The following is a 17,516-nucleotide window of genomic DNA, read 5'->3' on the forward strand; positions in this document are numbered from 1 at the left end:
AATAGAGGAAAAGAAAATGTGAAGCAGGTGATCTGTATTGAATCGTGTTGAACCGCCTTACGATCTAAAAGAAGCTTTAATCTATACCCAAAAAATGGCGCAGCTGTCCAAAGCGCTCTGGAAATCTATCGAGAAAGACTGGCAGAATTGGCTGAAGCCGTACGACCTTAATATTAATGAGCATCATATATTATGGATTGCCTATCAGCTTAAAGGAGCTTCTATTTCAGAAATCGCCAAATTCGGCGTTATGCACGTATCAACTGCATTTAACTTTTCAAAAAAGCTTGAAGAACGGGGATATCTGAAATTTTCCAAGCGGCTGAATGATAAACGGAACACGTACATTCAGTTAACTGAAGAAGGGGAAAATGTATTCGAAAGCCTGCTTGAGGAGTTTGATCCGTCGAGGAACGCGGTGTTTAAAGGCTCACAGCCGATCTACCACTTATTCGGGAAGTTTCCTGAGGTTGAAGAATTAACCTGTGTCATCCGCCACATTTACGGCGAAGATTTTATGGAGATATTCGAGAAATCATTGACAAACATAAACAATGATTTTGAAAGTGAAGACGGAAGGCTGAAGAAAAAAACGGACGAATCGGCTGTCCATGAAACGGCTGAAGAGCTGGAACCGATCAACAGTTAATCAAAGTGCTTCATAATCTCAATAAACTCTTCCATCAGCGCTGTATAAAGCCCCTGCTCATACAAAGCAAAAATCGTTTCATGAACATCTAATTTTTCGTTCAGCTGTCCCGCAAAAAGCGCAAGGAGCTTGTCAAACGTCACAAAGCCTTGCGCTTTTTGCGACTCCAGCTCGTCCTCCAATTCGCGGCAGATCCGCCCGACCTCTTCTCCTTCTTCTTCGGTCAGCCCTTTTTCAATCATCATCGCATAAAAAGGGTACTTATCCATATCCACCGTTTTCACCAGCAATTGTATGTAATATTCTAAACGCCCGATACGCTGATCCATTGAATCCATCCGTTTCACTTCTTTCTATCTTTAATCTTATTTTAGCTGATAATGAATGGAGAAGAAAGGTTAAACCGTACATTTCCATGTTTCACCGAGCTCTTCTGTTCTTCTCTTTCCAGGTTTATTTTTTTCTTTAAAAAAGGATTGATTTTTTCTCCTGAAGAGAGTAAATTATTTTGAGATTGTATTCCATCTTTGTACGGAAGGATGACTCTGATGAATTGCTGGAAAACCATTAATCTGATCAAAGATTATGGTGCGGTTCGTTTATTATTGACTGCTGTAGGTTTTATGATCCTGTTTTTTATATGCAACTTCTTGGCATTCGGGCTGCTGCGTCCGAATATCAGTTTAAGTGACGGGCACGTGTTTGCTTTTTGTGTTCTGCTCGTTGTTACTTTATTTGTACATAAAGTCATACATGTCCTGCCGATGATCTGTAAAAAAAGAAAAAAGGAAATGAAAATGTACTTCTTGCGGATGCCGACATGGAAAGGCATACCGAAAACGACGATGCTGATTTCAACGATCAGCCCGTTTTTATTCATTACGCCGTTATTGTTTTATGCCGGACTGGCATTTCCGAGACACGCTCATTACTTTTATATGATTTCGAGCATTCATGCGGGGTATTGCCTGCCTGATCTTCTGTTTGCGCTCCATCTGGTCAAAGCGCCCAAATCATGTCTGATTGACCAGGAATCCGACGGTTTTGATATTTTAGTAAAAAAAGTGCCGGAGTCTTGATGTCCCGCTGATTTTTCAGGTTACATTCTATCTTTTTTAATAAATATTTGGTAATGTAATATGGGAGCAGTTCAGAGAGAGGGGGAATCTCCCATCATTTTATTCTATTTTATCGTGGCTGCCCTGTTTATTCTTTATTTCATAAACAGGCTCACAAATACATTATGCCTTGTCAGAGAGATTCCTGAAGACCGGCAGGATAAGGTATTCCGTTTTATTAATGTATCTATTTTAATTTTACTGATCTCTTCATTCGTCGAGATCTCCTTTACTGTGTAAACAGGCAAAAAAATATGGCTGACGGTGGTCTGACCCCCGACAGCCATATTTTTTTCTTAATAAAGCCAAGAAGCGCCGATGATGATCAATAAGATGAACAGAACAACCAATAATGCAAAACCGCCTGCAAATACTTCACCCATCTCCAAAAGCACCTCCTACAAAACGTTTTATTTTTCCAATTACATCATATGCAATGTACTTCTGAAACGATTAGGCGCCCGGGTAAGAAAACGGACCGCTTTTAGAAAAAGCGATCCGTTTCGCTTAGCAAATGTAAGCTGCACCTACGATGATAAGCAATATGAACAGTACTACGAGCAGCGCGAAACCGTTTGAATATCCTCCGCCCATGGTTCATTACCTCCTTTTCATGATCAATATATTTGTATGTATCAGGAAAAAGTTTGACTAGACGAATGCCCTTTATTTAAAATCTTTTTACAGAAAGCCACAATATGTTATGATACGCATATGCAATTTAATTTGGATGATTAGGAGTGTTTAAAGGAATGAAGAAAATCGCGATAGCAGCTATTACGGCAACGAGCGTCCTGGCTCTCAGCGCTTGCAGCAGCGGCGACAACGACGTGATCGCCAAGACGGATGCCGGAAATGTAACAAAAGGCGAGCTCTACACGAACATGAAAAAAACCGCGGGTGCAAGTGTGCTGACACAGCTCGTACAAGAAAAAGTATTAGCAAAAAAATACAAAGTAACGGATAAAGAAATCGATAACAAGCTGAAAGAGTACAAAACGCAGCTCGGCGATCAGTACAGCGCCCTTAAACAGCAGTACGGCGAAGATTACCTGAAAGATCAGGTGAAGTACGAACTGCTTGCACAAAAAGCGGCGAAAGACAACATCAAAGTGACTGACTCCGAAACGAAAGAATATTACGACGGCTTAAAAGGTAAAATCCGTGCGAGCCACATCCTTGTCGCTGACAAAAAGACAGCTGAAGAAGTGGAGAAAAAGCTGAAAAAAGGCGAGAAGTTTGAAACGCTTGCGAAAGAATATTCAACTGACAGCTCAAAAGACAGCGGCGGCGACCTTGGCTGGTTCGATAAAAAATCAATGGATGCAACATTCAGCAAAGCTGCATTCGGCCTGAAAGTCGGACAAGTCAGCGATCCGGTCAAAACAAAATTCGGTTATCATATCATCAAAAAGACGAAAGAACGCGGCAAATATGATGACATGAAAAAAGAACTGAAAGAAGAAGTTCTTAACCAGAAATTAAACGACAACTCAGCTGTACAGGCGGCAATTCAAAAAGTCATGAAAAAAGCTGACGTAAAAGTGGAAGACAAAGACTTAAAAGACACGTTTAACACTTCAACATCTTCTGAATCTAAATAAAAAAACTGTGCGGGCTCTCGGCGAGCCGCACAGTTTTTTTATGCGATGGAATGATTGGAGTTTTCTTCTGCATCCCCGTTTTCACTTGCGGGCGCAGCCATACGGCGCTCGCGTTCCTGTTCCATCCGTTCAATATACACCCTTCCTTCTTTTTCAATAAACGACTGGTCAAGCTTTTCCTCTTCTTTAGCTGTTGTGAAAAGCTTATATGCGCTGAAAATAATTCCGATAATGCAAAGGTATACCCACCAAGGAAAAAATAGCACGTCGGTTTCCTCCTTTTTTCACCCAGAGTCTTTATTCTAAGCTATGCTTGATAAAGACAAGTTATGAGAGCTGAACGTAAAAAAGACCGATCATAGAGAATCGGCCTTTTTTATCTTATTGATGGAAAGTCGGTTTGTAGAAAGAACGGTTTTCAAGCGCAAATACACGCTCTGTGTATTCGCCCGGCTTCACCCGTTCCAGCGCTCTGTCCATCATGATCATTTTTGCATCCAGATTATCAATGTAGTGCAGAATTTCCGCTTCTTTCACCATCGGCGGTTTCGGGCTTCCCCATTCCGCTTTTCCGTGATGGCTTAAAATCAAATGTTTCAGAATCAGCACTTCTTCAGCGTCAATCTGAAGCTCTTCGGCTGCTTTAGAAAGCTCTGTCACCATGATCGAAATGTGCCCGAGCAGATTCCCTTCCACGGTGTACGTTGTGGAGACGGGGCCTGAAAGCTCTTTTACTTTGCCGAGATCATGCAGAATGACTCCGGCATACAGTAAATCCCGGTCAAGAGACGGATACAGATCGGCAATCGCTTTTGCCAGGTTCAGCATGGACACTACATGATACGCGAGCCCGGAGACGAACTCATGGTGGTTTTTAGCCGCAGCCGGGTAATCCATAAACTCAGCCGCATATTTTTTGACCAGATGTCTTGTGATCCGCTGGATGTTTGGATTTTTCATTTCAAAAATGTATTGAGTGACGGTTTCCATCATTTCATTTTTCGGAATCGGCGCCGTTTCCAGAAAATCATCAATGCTGACATTTTCGTTCTCGCCGGCCGGCCGGATGTTTCTCAGCTTAAGCTGGTTTCGTCCGCGATAGTGATGGACATCTCCGATCACCTTCACGATCGTCTGCGCCGCGTACGTTACTTCATCAGTCGGCTTGGCATCCCACAGCTTCGCTTCGATATCTCCCGATTGGTCCTGCAGCATTAACGTCAGGAATGGTTTTCCGTTGCTTGCGATTCCTTTAGTCGAAGATTTAATCAGAAAGTATTGATCGACCTGCTCGCCGACCTCGTGCAGCATAATACCTTTTGCCATTCTATTAAAAGCTCCCTCCATATCTTACATAATACCAGTATAGCACATACCTCTTTTTTGAAAATAAACTCTTTTATGACAGGAGCCGCATGACTTGTCCGCTGTGAAAAGACCGGCTGACATGCTCATGGCAGGTGAAATAAAGTATCTGCCGCCCGCCTTCTGAAAGCTGATTCAGCACATCAAACAGCCGCTGCAGCCGCTGCCTGTCAAAATGGACAAAACTGTCATCAAGTAAAAACGGCAGTGATACCGCAGACTCCCTCTCTGACGCAAGGGCAAAACGAATCGCCGCATAAAGCTGCTCGCATGCCGCCTGTGAGAGTTCGCCTGCAGAAAACACCGTTCCGTCTTTCCGCATGACCATAATGGAATCATCAGCCTCGGAAAAATACAATTTGTGGTAGCGTCCGTCCGTAAGCGGTCCGTATAATGCGCCGGCGGTTTCTAACAGACGGGGAAGCGTCACTTTTTTATGCCGCTCCATTTTTTCCCTGATAATGTGTCTGACCGTCTGTAATGCGGCCCACTCTTTAGCGGTTTTTTTCACGCGCTCCTTCTGCATTTCTGTCTGCTGTTTTAAATCGGATACAAGCCCCGAGGACTCCAGCTGCTCTTGCTTCACCGTTAATAAAGCGGTTTGCTCACGGAGCTGGGCGCTTTTTTCCTCAAGCGTTTTTTTCTCTGTTTCCTTCTGAACGACTGTATGTTCAAGTTCGGACACTGTGCGGCTCATGTACGGCTCCAGCTGTTTTCCGCCTATGCCGGACAAGTGCGTTTTGATTTCGCGCAGCTGCCGCTCTGTTTCCCGGCGGCTTTCATTCAGCCTGGCGAGTTCACAAAAGTGTTCGCGGTTTTTTGCGCCTGCCGCCATGAAAAGCTGTTTGACCTGCTGTTCGTAGTAATGAACTTCTTCGTTTAATTCACGCATTTGCTCTTGTGCATGCAGCAGATCCGTTTCGAGCGCCTGCTTTCGTTTTGCTTCCTCACGGGCCCGTTCCGCCTGCGCCAGCAAAACGTGCAGTCTTTCTTTTGCGGACAGCTCCCTTCCGTCTGAAGGACTCAGCTTTTTGACCCGGTCCTCAAAAGCTCTTTGCAGCTTTTGCAGCCTGCCCGCTTCAATGGTCAGCTCATGCTTGTTAAGGATTTCTTTTTTGACATCTTTCATCACATGATATGCGTCAAGAAGATGGGAAGGACTTCCTGAAAACCCCAGTTCCTTCATAAAAAGTTCCGCCTGTTTTTCAGACGGCGCCATTTCCGCCTCCCATTCTTCATATTGGCGGATGATTCTCTCATATGCCGCTTCTTTCTGTTCAAGCACGGCTTGATCCGCAATCAGCTGCTGCCGGTGCCGGCCGTCTCGCCAAAGCTCTTCCTGCAGAAGATCAGCCGCTTCTTTAGAGATCGCCGGCTTCTTTTTCTTGTGTCCGGGCCCTCCTCTTTCTGACGGCAGCGGTTTTTGCATGCCGGACAGCATATACAGCAGCAGAGCGCCGGTAAAAAGGGCGGCGGGCAGCCATTCCTTTAACATAGCGAAAATCGCAATGAACAGAATGCCCGCACCGAGAAAGAGCTTTTTTTGTCTGGCGCGCTGTTTTTCCAGATGCTGAACATGTGCCTGCCATTCGTTTCCTTCTGTATCAGCCGTTTGCTTATATGATTGTAAAGCGGCTTCTTTTTCTTTCCTGACAGCGGGGTCCAAAATGTTTTCCGCCGTCACGGCATGTTTTCGTTCGGCTTCTTTCAGCTCCAGCCGCGCTTGTTCGAACATCGCATCAAGCTGTGCCTTTCTTTCTCTTGCCTGTCCGGCGCTCTGCACGGCTTCCTGCAGCCGCCATTCATATTCATAATCGGTGTTCAGTGAAAGAATGCCGTCTTCCTCATGTCTTCCGAGCTGCTGCAATCCTGACGAAACGCGGGCAGATGTCTGCCGGATCTGTGATTGGATGGCGGCAAGCTGTTCGCCGCGCGATTCGTACATATGCTGCTCGCCGGAAAGCTCCTGCAGCTGCCGCTCTTTTTGCAGCAAGTCCTCATTTGGAGCGAGCAGCTCAGCCTGCCGCCGGAGTTCATCCGCTTTTGCCCGAAGCCCCTCAAGACGGGCCGCTTTCGGATGGAGATGCGATTCGTATTTTTCAAGCTGATGCATTCCGTCCTTCGGGAATTGCTTCAATGCTTCCGGATAAGAAGAAAGTTCGCTTTCCAAGGCTGTTTTTTTATCTGCGAGCGGCTTTGCTTCTATCGCTGATTTTACTGTTTTGATTTCTTCAGTTATGTCTTTCAATCGTGCTTCGGCATCCTGCAAACGGCCGCCGGCGCTTTTTTTCTCTTCCAGAAGGCTGTGATAGCCCGCTTCCGCAGCTTCCGCCTGTTTCAGCTGGGCGCTGAGCCGCTTTAATGTATCCAACTCCTGATTTAAGCGGGGGTTCCGCCCGTTCGGCTTATACATCCTGTCAAGTTCTTTTGCCAGCCGCCCGTCAAGCTTTGCCGCCGCTTCCGACCCGAATAAGCTCGAATACAGGAGAAACTCGCCGATTTTGTCCCGGTTAAAAGCTTGAATCTCCTGCAGTCCGAATACATCGAACGAATAGATCGCTTCGTACAGCGCCCGGTCTGTATCGGAGAGAAGCTGTTTGAGCCATTCTCCGTCCTTGATTTCGCCTGAAGCCGTATACACTCTGACTTTTTCGGCAGCGCCTTTTGTCCGTTCGATTTTGACAGCGCCGTGATCGCCATGCTTCAATTCCACAGCGCCGCCGTAAACCCCGCCGTTTTTCGGTTCGTATTTTTTTGATTTCGGAAAACCGAACAGCACGCTTTTGATAAAGGACATCAATGTCGTTTTCCCCGCTTCATTTAACCCGTAGATCACTTGCACGGGAGAATCTGACAGCTGAAAACTTCGGTCGGAAAATTTTCCGTATTGGTAAATATGCATCGCCGTTATTTTCATCGCTGAATCTCCTTCATCTGGCGTCTTAAAACGGCTTGAGCCTGCCGCTTAATATCCAGTATCTCTTCATCTGTAAATGAAGCCATCTGACGCCGGTATACGGGATGACGCTCAAGGGCTTCAAATACACCGCTCATGTCTGCGCATTGTTCTATGTCCTGAAGGAGCCCTTTAAAAAACGGATCGGGCGGCACGTTGTCTGTTTCATCCGTCCGATCCTCAAGCGCAAGCGGCCAGACGAAACATTCCTCTTCGGCCTCTTCCTCCTGTAAAGCGGAAAGAAGCTCCTCCGCGATGCCTGCGGGCGCCTCCGTCCAAAAGCGGGGCGCCGCGCCGCGAAGCACCAGCCTGACACATGCCGGGCGGCCCGCCGCGCGCAAGCCGGAGAATGTATCCGATGCGGCTTTCAGAAGTGAAGTCATATGTTCAGCTCCGGAGATATCAAGATCAATTTCCTCCCATAACACATCATGCGCTTCTTTGAATTCCCAAGACATCTCACCGTTTGCCGCCCGGACGAGATAATATCCCTTAGGCCCGGTTTCTTTTAAATGCCGGGCTTGAATATTCCCGGGGTAAATGGCGGCGGGATGCTGGGCGGACAGAACCTGCCGTTTATGAATGTGTCCGAGCGCCCAGTAATCCATGCCGCTTTTTTCAAGGTCTTCTTTCGTAAACGGGCAGTACGGGTCATGCCCTTCCGCTCCTGATAACATGCCGTGGAGCATGCCGATATGATAAGGCGCGCCGGTCATTTTCCGGTAACGGGCCGCCTGATTGACCGTTACGCTTCTTTCCTGATAGCTGCACCCGTAAATGCTTGCCGCAAGCTCTCCGTTTTTAAAGAAAGATTTTTCCTCCGGTGTATCCGAGGTGAAGATATGTACATTTTCCGGCCATTCGATCGGCGTCCACTTACCGCCCAAATGATCATGGTTGCCGAATATGACGAACACTTGGATATCCGCTTCCTGTAATCTCGTAAACTGTTTTCTCAAAAACAGCTGGGCTTTTAAACTTCTGTTGGCTTCGTCAAACAGATCCCCCGAAAGCAGCACGAAATCTGCCTGCTCCCGGAGTGCCCCGTCCGTCAGTCGGCGGACGCTGTGAAATGTGCTTTCTTTAATACGCGCATATACCGGTTCAGGCAGATTCGAAATGCCGTAAAACGGGCTGTCCAGATGCAGGTCAGCGGCATGAATAAACGTCAGATCAGCCATCTCGCCCTCCCCTTTCTGCAAATTGAATTACCATTATTTTAGCACCGTTTTTATACGAATGCACGTTCTGCAAAATAAAAAAACAGCCCGGCTGTTCCGGGCTGTTTCTCTTATTTTTTGGAGATGCGCAACGCTTGTTTAATCGCTTTGAATCCGCTGGCGTTTCCGTAAATCAATACGCCGCCTTTGTAAATTTTCGCGCCGACCGCCGCAAAGATCACGATAGTGAGCAGTGTCAGGGCGATTCCGGCCGCAGCCTGCCAAAACGGGATATCGAGCATCCCGACGCGTAAAAACATAATCATCGGCGTGAAAAACGGAATGTAAGATGTAACGGTAATAAAACCGGCGTCAGGATTGCCGAGGCCGAACATGGCGATCATAAAACCTGCCACGATTAAAAAAACCATCGGCTGAATCGTCTGCTGTACGTCCTCTATCCGGCTGACAACACTGCCGAGAAACGCGGCAAGCGTCGCGTAAAGAAAATAGCCGAGCAAATAGAAAATGACGGCATAGACTATCGTCGAGACTGGAACATCCGTAAAATTGAGAAATGCACTGATCGGCGACGACGCCTCATTATGAGGGTTCAGCTTCAGTGAGAGATAACCCGCCGCAATCAGCACCCCAAACTGTGTGATCCCCACGAGCGCGATACCGAACAGTTTGGCAAACATCTGCTGAATCGGCGGCATGCTTGAAATTAAAATTTCCATGACGCGGGACGATTTTTCCGTCGCCACTTCCATCGCAATCATGCTTGCGTACATGATAACTGAGAAGTAGATGACAAACAGCATGATGTATACAAGCCCCATTACCTGACCGAGCTCTTCCTCAGATTTCGCCCCTTTTTCCAGCGCGTCTTTGCTGACTTCCGGCGGAGTGTAGAGGCTGCTGACTTTTTCTGCCGAAATGCCGAGCTTGGCGGTTTCGACAGCGGTTTTTGTCTGGGTTAAAGCCTGCTTGAGCAGTTTATACGCTGATTCATCGGAAATGGTCAGCGCCTTGTATGCTCCTGTTATCGTTCCTTTTTGATCTTGTCTGATGATAAACAGTCCGTCCCATTCACCGTCTTTGACTCGCTTTACGGCATCTTTTTCGGACTCCTTCGTCTCCATTGCCTGCAGATCATTGTCTGTATCCGCCGCTTTAAGCTGTTTTGCAAACGCCGAGTACAGCCCGCCCGTTTCATCAATCACCGCGATTTGCTGCTTGCCGTCATCCGATTGAAACACGGATATAATCGATTGCAGGTTGGTCACCGCTAATACTAATAAAACGGTAATGGCGGTCGAAATAATGAATGACTTTGCCGCGATTTTGTTTTTATATGTATGAAACAGCATAATCCAAAATTTATTCATAAACGGCCCCCACCTTTTCTATAAAAATATCATGCAGTGACGGCTCTTCCAATTCGAACTTCCGTATAAAACCTTTCCCTTGCAGCGCCCGGAAAATATCCTGAGAAACAGGTTCATTCGCGACCTGCAGTCTGATTCCGTCATTTGTTTCCTTCCATTTCACGACACCTTCATGCGTTTTTAAAAAGCTGAGGTCATCATCTGAATGAACAGTGACATTTTTTTTGCCGAAAGACCGCTTAATGTCTTTCAGATTGCCTTGAACGACGGGTTTCCCCTTCTGGAGAATGCACAAATTCTCGCAAAGCTCTTCCACATGCTCCATTCGGTGGCTTGAAAAAACGATGGAAACGCCGCTGTTTTTCAAAGAAATGACCGCTTCTTTCAGCAGCTCGACATTCACCGGATCAAGACCGCTGAAAGGTTCATCGAGAATCAGCAGTTCAGGCTTATGCAGGACGGCCGAAATGAACTGGATTTTCTGCTGGTTTCCTTTCGACAGCTCTTCGACTTTCTTATTCTTGTAATCTGTAATGCCGAACCGCTCGAGCCATGTCATGAGCTCTTTTTCCGCCTCTTTTTTGCCCATTCCTTTTAATCTCGCCAGATAGACAAGCTGGTCACTCACCTTCACTTTCGGATACAGCCCCCGCTCTTCCGGGAGATAGCCGATTTTTTCACTGATGGAATAATTGACCGGCTGCCCTTTCCAGGTGATATGCCCGTCAGTCAGGCTTAAAAGACCCAAAATCATCCGAAAGGTCGTCGTTTTTCCCGCGCCGTTTGCGCCGAGCAGCCCGAACATTTCCCTTTCAGGTATTTGCAGGTTCAAATTGTCAACAGCGGTAAAGCTGCCGAATGTTTTCGTTACGTTTTTAATTGTAAGCACGAATCCAACTCCTTCCTTGACCCATTATATACTAATAATGGGTAAAAATTAATGGAGGATTTTAAATTCTTTATCAGAATATCATTCTATAAAGGGGGTGACATGATGGGACAATATGTATTGACCGCATTCCATGCGTCGGGAGAAACGCTGCTGAATGAACGGATCGAAGCGGATAATGAGGCGGAGGCGAAGGCCGCCGGAGAGGCTTTATTGAAGGAAAAAAAGCTTGAGAACAGTACTCATCGCTTGGTAAATGAAGCCGGAAAGCTGATTTTATTCCACAGATAACAGAAGCTTTCCGGCTTCTGTATTTTACCGGTTAAATTGCGGCGTCCGTTTTTCTAAAAAGGCGCGGATGCCCTCTTTATGATCATCCGTTTTTCTCATATTTTCCTGGGCCTTTCGTTCAAGAGACAAAACGTCTTTTAACCGGCTGATATGGAGGCTCTGATAAATAGCCTTCGTTTCAATCATCGCTGACAGCGGCGCATGCAGCAATCGGTCGATATACGGTTGTGCCCCCTCACTAGGGCCGCCGCTGAACAGCCCGTCGGCAAGCTTGAGCCGCACCGCTTTTTCAGCCGGCAATTTTTCACCGCTCCAAATCAGTTTTTTCGCTTCGATCTCACCGACGCGTCTCATTAATAAATAATGGCCTCCTCCATCGGGAACCAATCCGATGCCGATGAAATTCATCGCGAGGCGGGCGTTTTCTTCGGCGAGCACCACATCGGCGCACAGCGCGAAACTCAGCCCGAGCCCGGCCGCGGCTCCGTGGATGGCGGCAATCACAATTTTTTTCATATCATAGAGGGTCAGCGTAATGGATTCGATCATTTTCATGAGCCGTTCATATTCTCCTGAATCATGATCAGACGTCATCATCTGAATATCACCGCCCGCGGAAAATCCCCGGCCTTCCCCCCGTAAAAGCACGATAAGCGCCTCACTGTCGGCTGCCATCACGCATGCATTTTCCAATTCCCGGAGCATTTGTTCATTCAGCGCATTGTAACTGTCAGGCCGGTTCAGCACAATCTCTGCGATCTTTCCCTTTTCTTCATAACGAATATACTGCATGTTTACATCCCCCTTGAATCCGCTTACATATTTTGTTCAAATGATATATTCCTTCCCCCGAAGCGAAACTCCTTTATTTTTCAAGGTCAACAGATACCGAAAAATGCATATCATTTGAAACTGAACATACATTTTTATATAGTGAAATTGATATACAAAACAAAAGGGGGGAAAAACGCCGATAATGAAATATGTGATACTCAGCTTGTTACTGAGCTTTTTTATGGTGCTGTTCCCCCCTTCGGATGTCGCTCTTCCTTCCCAATTGGTGACAGAAACAGACAGCCATGTACAAATTTCGGTTTACCCGCAGGAAACGGATTCGGCAAAGACGCCGGTTCAAACCAAAACCGCTCCGCAAGGCCTGTCAAAAGGATACGGTGCGTTATCCCGGATGATCTCCCTGTTATCTGTCAAACCTCTTGATCAATTCATTGATTCCACAATGGAAAGGACATGCGCCATTCCGATACAATACCAGTCAAATTACCTCCGGCATCAGACCATTTCTCATTGCCAATCTGTATTTACGGCGTAAAAACAGTATATTCCGGAGGGATTTTTTATGAATATTAAAGAAAACGATCTGCCCGGCATCGGGAAAAAATTCGAAATCGAAACGAGAAATCATGAAAAAATGACGATCATCATTCATGATGACGGCAGGCGGGAAATTTACAGATTTGATGACCGCGACCCTGATGAGCTTCTGGCAAGCATTTCACTTGATGATGCGGAAGCTAGACAAATTGCCGCGATTATCGGCGGGATGGTGTATAAACCGCAGGCGCTTGAATCGATTGAAATGGCGTTCAACGATCTGATTATCGAATGGTTTAAAGTTGAAAAAGGGGCAAAAGCGGCAGGGCGGACGCTCGGCGAACTGGATGTGCGGCAGAACTATGACGTGACGGTCATCGCCATCATTAAGCATAACCAGAAAAAGCTTTTAAACCCGGGCGCTGATTCGCTCCTTGAAGCAAACGATACACTCGTCCTCTCAGGTGAAAGAAAGCATCTGAAAAAGCTGATCCAAGACTTCCTCTCCAGAGACGGAGTGTGATCTGTTTATGGACCATCTCGTATTTGAAGTCGGTACGGCGTTAGTTCTTGTGGCCATTGCGAGTGTCATCGCCAATAAAATTAAATTCTCGATCATCCCCTTCCTGATCATTTTAGGAATGCTCGTCGGGCCGCACGCGCCCCAAGCGGGCATCATTGACCTGACGTTTATCGAAAGCCGGGAAGTGATTGAATTTTTCGGACGGATGGGCGTCCTGTTCCTCCTCTTTTACCTCGGGCTTGAATTCTCGGTCGGAAAATTAGTCAAATCCGGACGTTCAATCGCCGCCGGCGGAACGATTTATATTCTGATTAATTTCAGTTTAGGGCTGATCTACGGCTTTATCACGGGCTTTTCCTTTTTGGAAGTGCTTGTATTGGCGGGTGTCATCACGATATCATCAAGCGCCATTGTCGCAAAGGTGCTTGTCGACTTAAAGCGCACGGCCAATCCGGAAACGGAGCTGATTCTCGGCATCATTATGTTTGAGGATATCTTTCTGGCGGTTTACTTGTCCGTCGTCTCCGGGCTTGTTCTGGGAGACGCGACGTCTGTCGGAGGCGCGCTGATGTCAATCGTGATCGCTTTCGGATATATGCTGCTGTTTTTCATTGCCGCCCGAAAATTGCCGCCTCTGCTGAACAAGCTGCTTGATATCCGTTCAAACGAGGTATTTGTCATCGTTATTTTCGCAGCGCTCTTTTTCATTGCCGGCTTTTCCGAAACGATTCATGTCGCTGAAGCGATCGGCGCGCTCTTGCTCGGACTCGTGTTTTCGGAGACGGCCCATTCTGACAGGATTGAGCATCTTGTCGTGCCGTTCCGTGACTTTTTCGGGGCCATGTTTTTCTTCAGCTTCGGTCTCAGCATTGATCCGTTTTCACTCGGAGATGCGGTATGGCTTGCCCTCGGCGCCGTTCTGCTGACGATTGCCGGAAACTTTATCGCCGGCATGATCGCCGGACGCCGGGCGGGGCTTTCTCATAAAGCATCGTCTAATATCGGGCTGACCATTGTGTCCCGCGGCGAATTCTCCATTATCGTCGCAAATCTCGGCATCGCCGGCGGCCTGTCCGCTTCACTTAAACCTTTCGCCGCCTTATATGTTTTGATACTGGCCATCTTCGGCCCTTTGCTCACGAAAGAATCGAAGCGGATATATCTCCTGTTGAACAGCGTGTTCAAATGGAAGGCGCCTGAAAAGAAGCCGCAGAAATCATAAAAAAAACTGACCTCTTCATAAGGGGTCAGTTTTTTTGAGCGGGAAGAAATTGCTGAAAAGCCGTTTTTTTATTAATGGAGAAATGCTCTTTCCCCAGAATGGTATTGATGATTTTTTGGTTTCTGTAAACAGACAGCTTCAAATTCGTAGCGCCTGTTCCGTGAGCATGATCAAGATTCGTTAATGTGAAAAAATGATGCCGCCTGTCGTCCTTAAAGATAAGACGGGAATCGGCCGTCACTTTAAACCGTTTCTCATCCTCCCATTCGATATCGGGGGCAATTGCCGTAAACCATTCCGGAATAAGAGGTTTAAAGCCGGTCGCCAATATCACTTTTTCTGAATCGGCCGTAAAGGTTTCATCCATCTGCCATTGATGAAAGCTCAGTACGCAGCGCCCATTTTGCTTTTCAATTTTTTCAAGCTCCGCCATCGGCTGAATATACACGTCAGGCGAACCTCCGCTGATCGATCTGTGATACAGGGCATCGTAAATGGCGGCAAGTGTGTCAGAATCAATGCCGTGGCGCAGTCCGTCCAGCTCAGGGAGCGTGTTCAGCCGTTCTTTAAAAGGCAGGCGGTTAAAATATTCCACATAATCAGGTGTAAACATTTCCTGCCCGAGCTTGGCGGTTTCCAATTCTCGAAATCCGGCGGAGCGTGTCACCCATTGCAGCCGGCTGCGGCGGTATTGTTCATCGTGCAATAAGTCAGAAAAGATCTCCGCGGCGCTCTGTCCGGAGCCGACCACCGTAATTGATTCGGCACCGGCGAGCTCGTCTTTCCGAAACAAATATTCCGTGCTGACCATCGTGTCCTGACGCGCTTCGCCAGCAATCTCTGCGGGAATAAGCGGTTCAGACCCCGTCCCCATGACGAAATGCTTCGTTTGATAGACACTGATGCTTCCGTCCTCAATGTTCTTGACGCTGACGTCATAATGTCCGCCGGCATTTTTCACGCCGATTACCTCTGAGCCGAAACGGCATGATTTGATTTCTGAAGCCACCCAGCTCAAATAGTCGTTAAATTCCCGTCTCGGAATATCAAATTCATTAAACGTATAAAACCGGTACAGCCGGTCATGTTCATGGAGAAAGTTTAAAAACGTGTAGCGGCTTTTCGGATCGGCGAGCGTGACCAGGTCCGCCAGAAACGCCACCTGTAAATCCGTCCCTTTAATTAATAGACCGGGATGCCACGCAAATTCTTTCTTTTTATCGAAAAAAAGAGCGTCTGTTCCGGGTATATCCTCTAATAATGCGGCAAGCCCTAAATTAAACGGCCCGATTCCCGCTCCAATGACATCATACATAATTACACCTCTTACGAATAACAGTCTGATGGTCTTTTCCCGTTTTTACAGACGGTTAAACATAAAAAAAACGGCACGCTGATTCCGTGCCGTTTTTGATATTATAATGCAGATTTAACGAACATCTCATCTAAGTATTTGATTTTCTCTTCTGTATAATGCTCGAATCGGTCATTATATGATTTCGGATCTTTCGGATTGGCGAAGTGCGTGATTTTTCCGGTTTCCGGATGAATGAATTTGCTTGCCGCGCCGCAGCCGATACCGATAATCGTCTGCACTTCTTCCATAATCATAATGTTGTAGATGCTTTCCTGACCAGGGAGGGAGTAGCCGACATTTTCAAGGTTTCCGAGAATGTTTTTCTGCCGGTACAAGTAGTACGGCGTATAGCCGTGCTCTTTTGTCCAGCGGACGGCGTCATCCATCATGCGGGACACTTCCTGTCTGTCGGCAACTTTATACTTATGCTTGTTTCTCGTCATTTCTGACGCCCGTTTAAAAGAAAGCGTATGAACGGTCAAAGATTCAGGCATCAGCTTTTCCGTTTCTTCAAGACTGTGCCTGAACTCAGCCGTCCCTTCTCCCGGCAGGCCGATGATCAGGTCCATGTTGATGTTATTCATGCCGTGTTTGCGGGAAAGATGGTATTTTTCGATGGTTTCTTCAACTGTATGATGTCTGCCGATGGCCTTAAGCGTTTCGTTTTCATAAGATTGCGGGTTAATGCTGATTCTGTCAATCTTATACTTATTTAAAACGGCCAGCTTTTCCTCCGTAATCGTGTCGGGTCGGCCCGCTTCAACGGTAATCTCCCTGATATTCGCGACATCCGGGAAAGAGCGGACCATTTCTTCATATAAAAGATCCATTTCTTCAGCGGTAATGCTTGTCGGCGTGCCGCCGCCGAAATAAATGGTCGTCACTTTGATATCATGCTGTTTCAGCCATTCTCCGATTTTCTGCATTTCATAGTGAAGCCCCCATAAAAAGGAGCCGACTCTTCCCGCCTGTCCTTGAATGGCATAAGCCGGAAACGTGCAGTAGGCGCATTTCGTCGGGCAGAACGGGATGCCGATATATATGCTGACTTCATCTTTGACCCGGTACAGATCGGGAACCGCAGCGAGCTGGCGGTCGACAATCTCCTGCATCAGATTGATTTTTTCATCATGGATCAGATAATCTTTTTTCAGATCGGCGTGCGCCTCTTCTTTTGTCAGGCCGCTCTGCAGCTTTTTATGAAGAAGTTTAGTAGGCCTGATGCCGGTTAAGATTCCCCATTTTTGTGTCATGCCCGTATGCGATTGAAGAAGATTTAAGTAGACGTATGACAGCGTGTTTTTCACCTGTTTAAATACTTCTTTTTCGCTCCATCCGGCAAGAAGCGGTTTCGTATGATGTTCCTTTTCGCCGGTTCCTTTGATTTCTCCGGATACCGACACGCTGTCTGCATCTTGAGAAATGGCAAGTGAGATGACGAGATCAGAGGGTTCCTCCGTTTCGCCGTACGCAAGAACACACTCTTCAAAAAATAAATTCGCGATGTTTTGCAGCGGACGATGCAGCCTGTCATCCGTGATGCCGTCTATTTTTATTTGCAATGTGATCACCTTATTTTTCAGATTCAAAACTTTCTTTAGTGTACAGAAAGAACAGGCTAAAATCAATCCGCGAAAAAGCCGCAGACCGGCGTTTCGC

At 46.9% G+C, this 17,516-nt stretch carries 20 protein-coding genes; 8 read left to right on the top strand and 12 right to left on the bottom strand.

Annotated features, from left to right (window positions below):
• Positions 1–37: 37 nt before the first annotated feature.
• The gene (locus RUW00_RS14690) at positions 38–649 is read left to right on the top strand and encodes an HTH-type transcriptional regulator Hpr (RefSeq protein WP_014417329.1); all 612 of its coding nucleotides are present in this window, start codon (positions 38–40) and stop codon (positions 647–649) included.
• Here RUW00_RS14690 and RUW00_RS14695 read toward each other — a convergent pair.
• Complete coding sequence (locus RUW00_RS14695) at positions 646–987, bottom strand: YhaI family protein (protein WP_003155243.1); 342 nt, start codon at positions 985–987, stop codon at positions 646–648. The two genes, RUW00_RS14690 and RUW00_RS14695, sit on opposite strands and share 4 nt — an antisense overlap.
• Positions 988–1,197: 210 nt before the next feature.
• Here RUW00_RS14695 and RUW00_RS14700 point away from each other — a divergent pair, with 210 nt between their 5' ends.
• Together RUW00_RS14700 and RUW00_RS14705 are read left to right on the top strand one after the other, a co-directional pair.
• Entirely contained in the window at positions 1,198–1,728 is a 531-nt protein-coding gene (locus tag RUW00_RS14700) for a DUF3267 domain-containing protein (RefSeq protein ID WP_007409225.1), read from the top strand.
• Between the two features lie 60 nt (positions 1,729–1,788).
• Entirely contained in the window at positions 1,789–2,007 is a 219-nt protein-coding gene (locus RUW00_RS14705; protein ID WP_003155245.1) for a hypothetical protein, read from the top strand.
• A gap of 56 nt (positions 2,008–2,063) precedes the next feature.
• On the opposite strand, the gene yhzE2 is transcribed toward RUW00_RS14705, so the two are convergent.
• Together yhzE2 and yhzE1 are read right to left on the bottom strand one after the other, a co-directional pair.
• Positions 2,064–2,150, bottom strand: coding sequence for a sporulation protein YhzE2 (gene yhzE2 / locus RUW00_RS14710; RefSeq protein ID WP_003155248.1), 87 nt, complete (start codon positions 2,148–2,150; stop codon positions 2,064–2,066).
• Between the two features lie 124 nt (positions 2,151–2,274).
• Complete coding sequence (yhzE1, locus tag RUW00_RS14715; RefSeq protein ID WP_017417375.1) at positions 2,275–2,361, bottom strand: sporulation protein YhzE1; 87 nt, start codon at positions 2,359–2,361, stop codon at positions 2,275–2,277.
• Between the two features lie 158 nt (positions 2,362–2,519).
• Between yhzE1 and RUW00_RS14720 the strand changes: the two genes are divergently transcribed.
• A complete protein-coding gene (locus RUW00_RS14720) occupies positions 2,520–3,371 on the top strand; it encodes a peptidylprolyl isomerase (protein WP_280144979.1) in 852 nt (283 codons plus the stop codon).
• A gap of 38 nt (positions 3,372–3,409) precedes the next feature.
• Here the strand turns inward: RUW00_RS14720 and RUW00_RS14725 are convergent, their stop codons facing one another.
• The 6 genes from RUW00_RS14725 to RUW00_RS14750 form a co-directional block, all read right to left on the bottom strand.
• Complete coding sequence (locus RUW00_RS14725) at positions 3,410–3,637, bottom strand: sporulation YhaL family protein (RefSeq protein WP_012117207.1); 228 nt, start codon at positions 3,635–3,637, stop codon at positions 3,410–3,412.
• Between the two features lie 115 nt (positions 3,638–3,752).
• Positions 3,753–4,697 carry a 3'-5' exoribonuclease YhaM gene (gene yhaM / locus RUW00_RS14730; protein ID WP_003155251.1) on the bottom strand — a complete coding sequence of 315 codons (945 nt, stop codon included), beginning with the start codon at positions 4,695–4,697 and terminating at the stop codon, positions 3,753–3,755.
• Positions 4,698–4,770: 73 nt separating this feature from the next.
• Entirely contained in the window at positions 4,771–7,653 is a 2,883-nt protein-coding gene (locus tag RUW00_RS14735; protein ID WP_280144978.1) for an ATP-binding protein, read from the bottom strand.
• Complete coding sequence (locus RUW00_RS14740) at positions 7,650–8,873, bottom strand: metallophosphoesterase family protein (RefSeq protein ID WP_017417372.1); 1,224 nt, start codon at positions 8,871–8,873, stop codon at positions 7,650–7,652. The genes RUW00_RS14735 and RUW00_RS14740 overlap by 4 nt, the downstream gene beginning before the upstream one ends.
• A 110-nt stretch (positions 8,874–8,983) precedes the next feature.
• Positions 8,984–10,243 carry an ABC transporter permease gene (locus tag RUW00_RS14745; protein WP_280144977.1) on the bottom strand — a complete coding sequence of 420 codons (1,260 nt, stop codon included), beginning with the start codon at positions 10,241–10,243 and terminating at the stop codon, positions 8,984–8,986.
• Positions 10,236–11,132, bottom strand: coding sequence for an ABC transporter ATP-binding protein (locus tag RUW00_RS14750; RefSeq protein WP_159353968.1), 897 nt, complete (start codon positions 11,130–11,132; stop codon positions 10,236–10,238). Before RUW00_RS14750 ends, RUW00_RS14745 begins: the two co-directional genes overlap by 8 nt.
• A gap of 105 nt (positions 11,133–11,237) precedes the next feature.
• On the opposite strand from RUW00_RS14750, the gene RUW00_RS14755 reads away from it, so the two are divergent.
• Positions 11,238–11,423 (top strand): YhzD family protein, encoded by a 186-nt coding sequence (locus tag RUW00_RS14755; RefSeq protein WP_015239502.1) that lies wholly within the window; start codon positions 11,238–11,240, stop codon positions 11,421–11,423.
• Positions 11,424–11,447: 24 nt separating this feature from the next.
• On the opposite strand, the gene RUW00_RS14760 is transcribed toward RUW00_RS14755, so the two are convergent.
• On the bottom strand, positions 11,448–12,215 hold the full coding sequence (locus tag RUW00_RS14760; RefSeq protein WP_017417370.1) for an enoyl-CoA hydratase: 768 nt from the start codon (positions 12,213–12,215) through the stop codon (positions 11,448–11,450).
• Between the two features lie 184 nt (positions 12,216–12,399).
• Here RUW00_RS14760 and RUW00_RS14765 point away from each other — a divergent pair, with 184 nt between their 5' ends.
• Genes RUW00_RS14765 through RUW00_RS14775 form a run of 3 tightly spaced genes read left to right on the top strand, consistent with a single transcriptional unit; the run spans position 12,400 to position 14,500 of the window.
• The gene (locus RUW00_RS14765) at positions 12,400–12,753 is read left to right on the top strand and encodes a hypothetical protein (protein WP_315956662.1); all 354 of its coding nucleotides are present in this window, start codon (positions 12,400–12,402) and stop codon (positions 12,751–12,753) included.
• Between the two features lie 27 nt (positions 12,754–12,780).
• Complete coding sequence (locus RUW00_RS14770; protein WP_012117200.1) at positions 12,781–13,278, top strand: cation:proton antiporter regulatory subunit; 498 nt, start codon at positions 12,781–12,783, stop codon at positions 13,276–13,278.
• A 7-nt stretch (positions 13,279–13,285) separates the two neighbouring features.
• Positions 13,286–14,500 carry a cation:proton antiporter gene (locus RUW00_RS14775; protein ID WP_095273067.1) on the top strand — a complete coding sequence of 405 codons (1,215 nt, stop codon included), beginning with the start codon at positions 13,286–13,288 and terminating at the stop codon, positions 14,498–14,500.
• Between the two features lie 25 nt (positions 14,501–14,525).
• Here RUW00_RS14775 and RUW00_RS14780 read toward each other — a convergent pair whose 3' ends face one another.
• Both RUW00_RS14780 and RUW00_RS14785 read right to left on the bottom strand, forming a co-directional pair.
• Positions 14,526–15,815, bottom strand: a complete 1,290-nt coding sequence (locus RUW00_RS14780) for a lysine N(6)-hydroxylase/L-ornithine N(5)-oxygenase family protein (RefSeq protein ID WP_280144976.1) — start codon at positions 15,813–15,815, stop codon at positions 14,526–14,528.
• Positions 15,816–15,916: 101 nt separating this feature from the next.
• The gene (locus tag RUW00_RS14785; RefSeq protein WP_095273068.1) at positions 15,917–17,419 is read right to left on the bottom strand and encodes a coproporphyrinogen III oxidase; all 1,503 of its coding nucleotides are present in this window, start codon (positions 17,417–17,419) and stop codon (positions 15,917–15,919) included.
• Positions 17,420–17,516: the final 97 nt, after the last annotated feature.

Source organism: Bacillus sp. IS1 (genome assembly GCF_032461585.1).
In the GTDB taxonomy this organism is placed as follows: domain Bacteria; phylum Bacillota; class Bacilli; order Bacillales; family Bacillaceae; genus Bacillus; species Bacillus velezensis.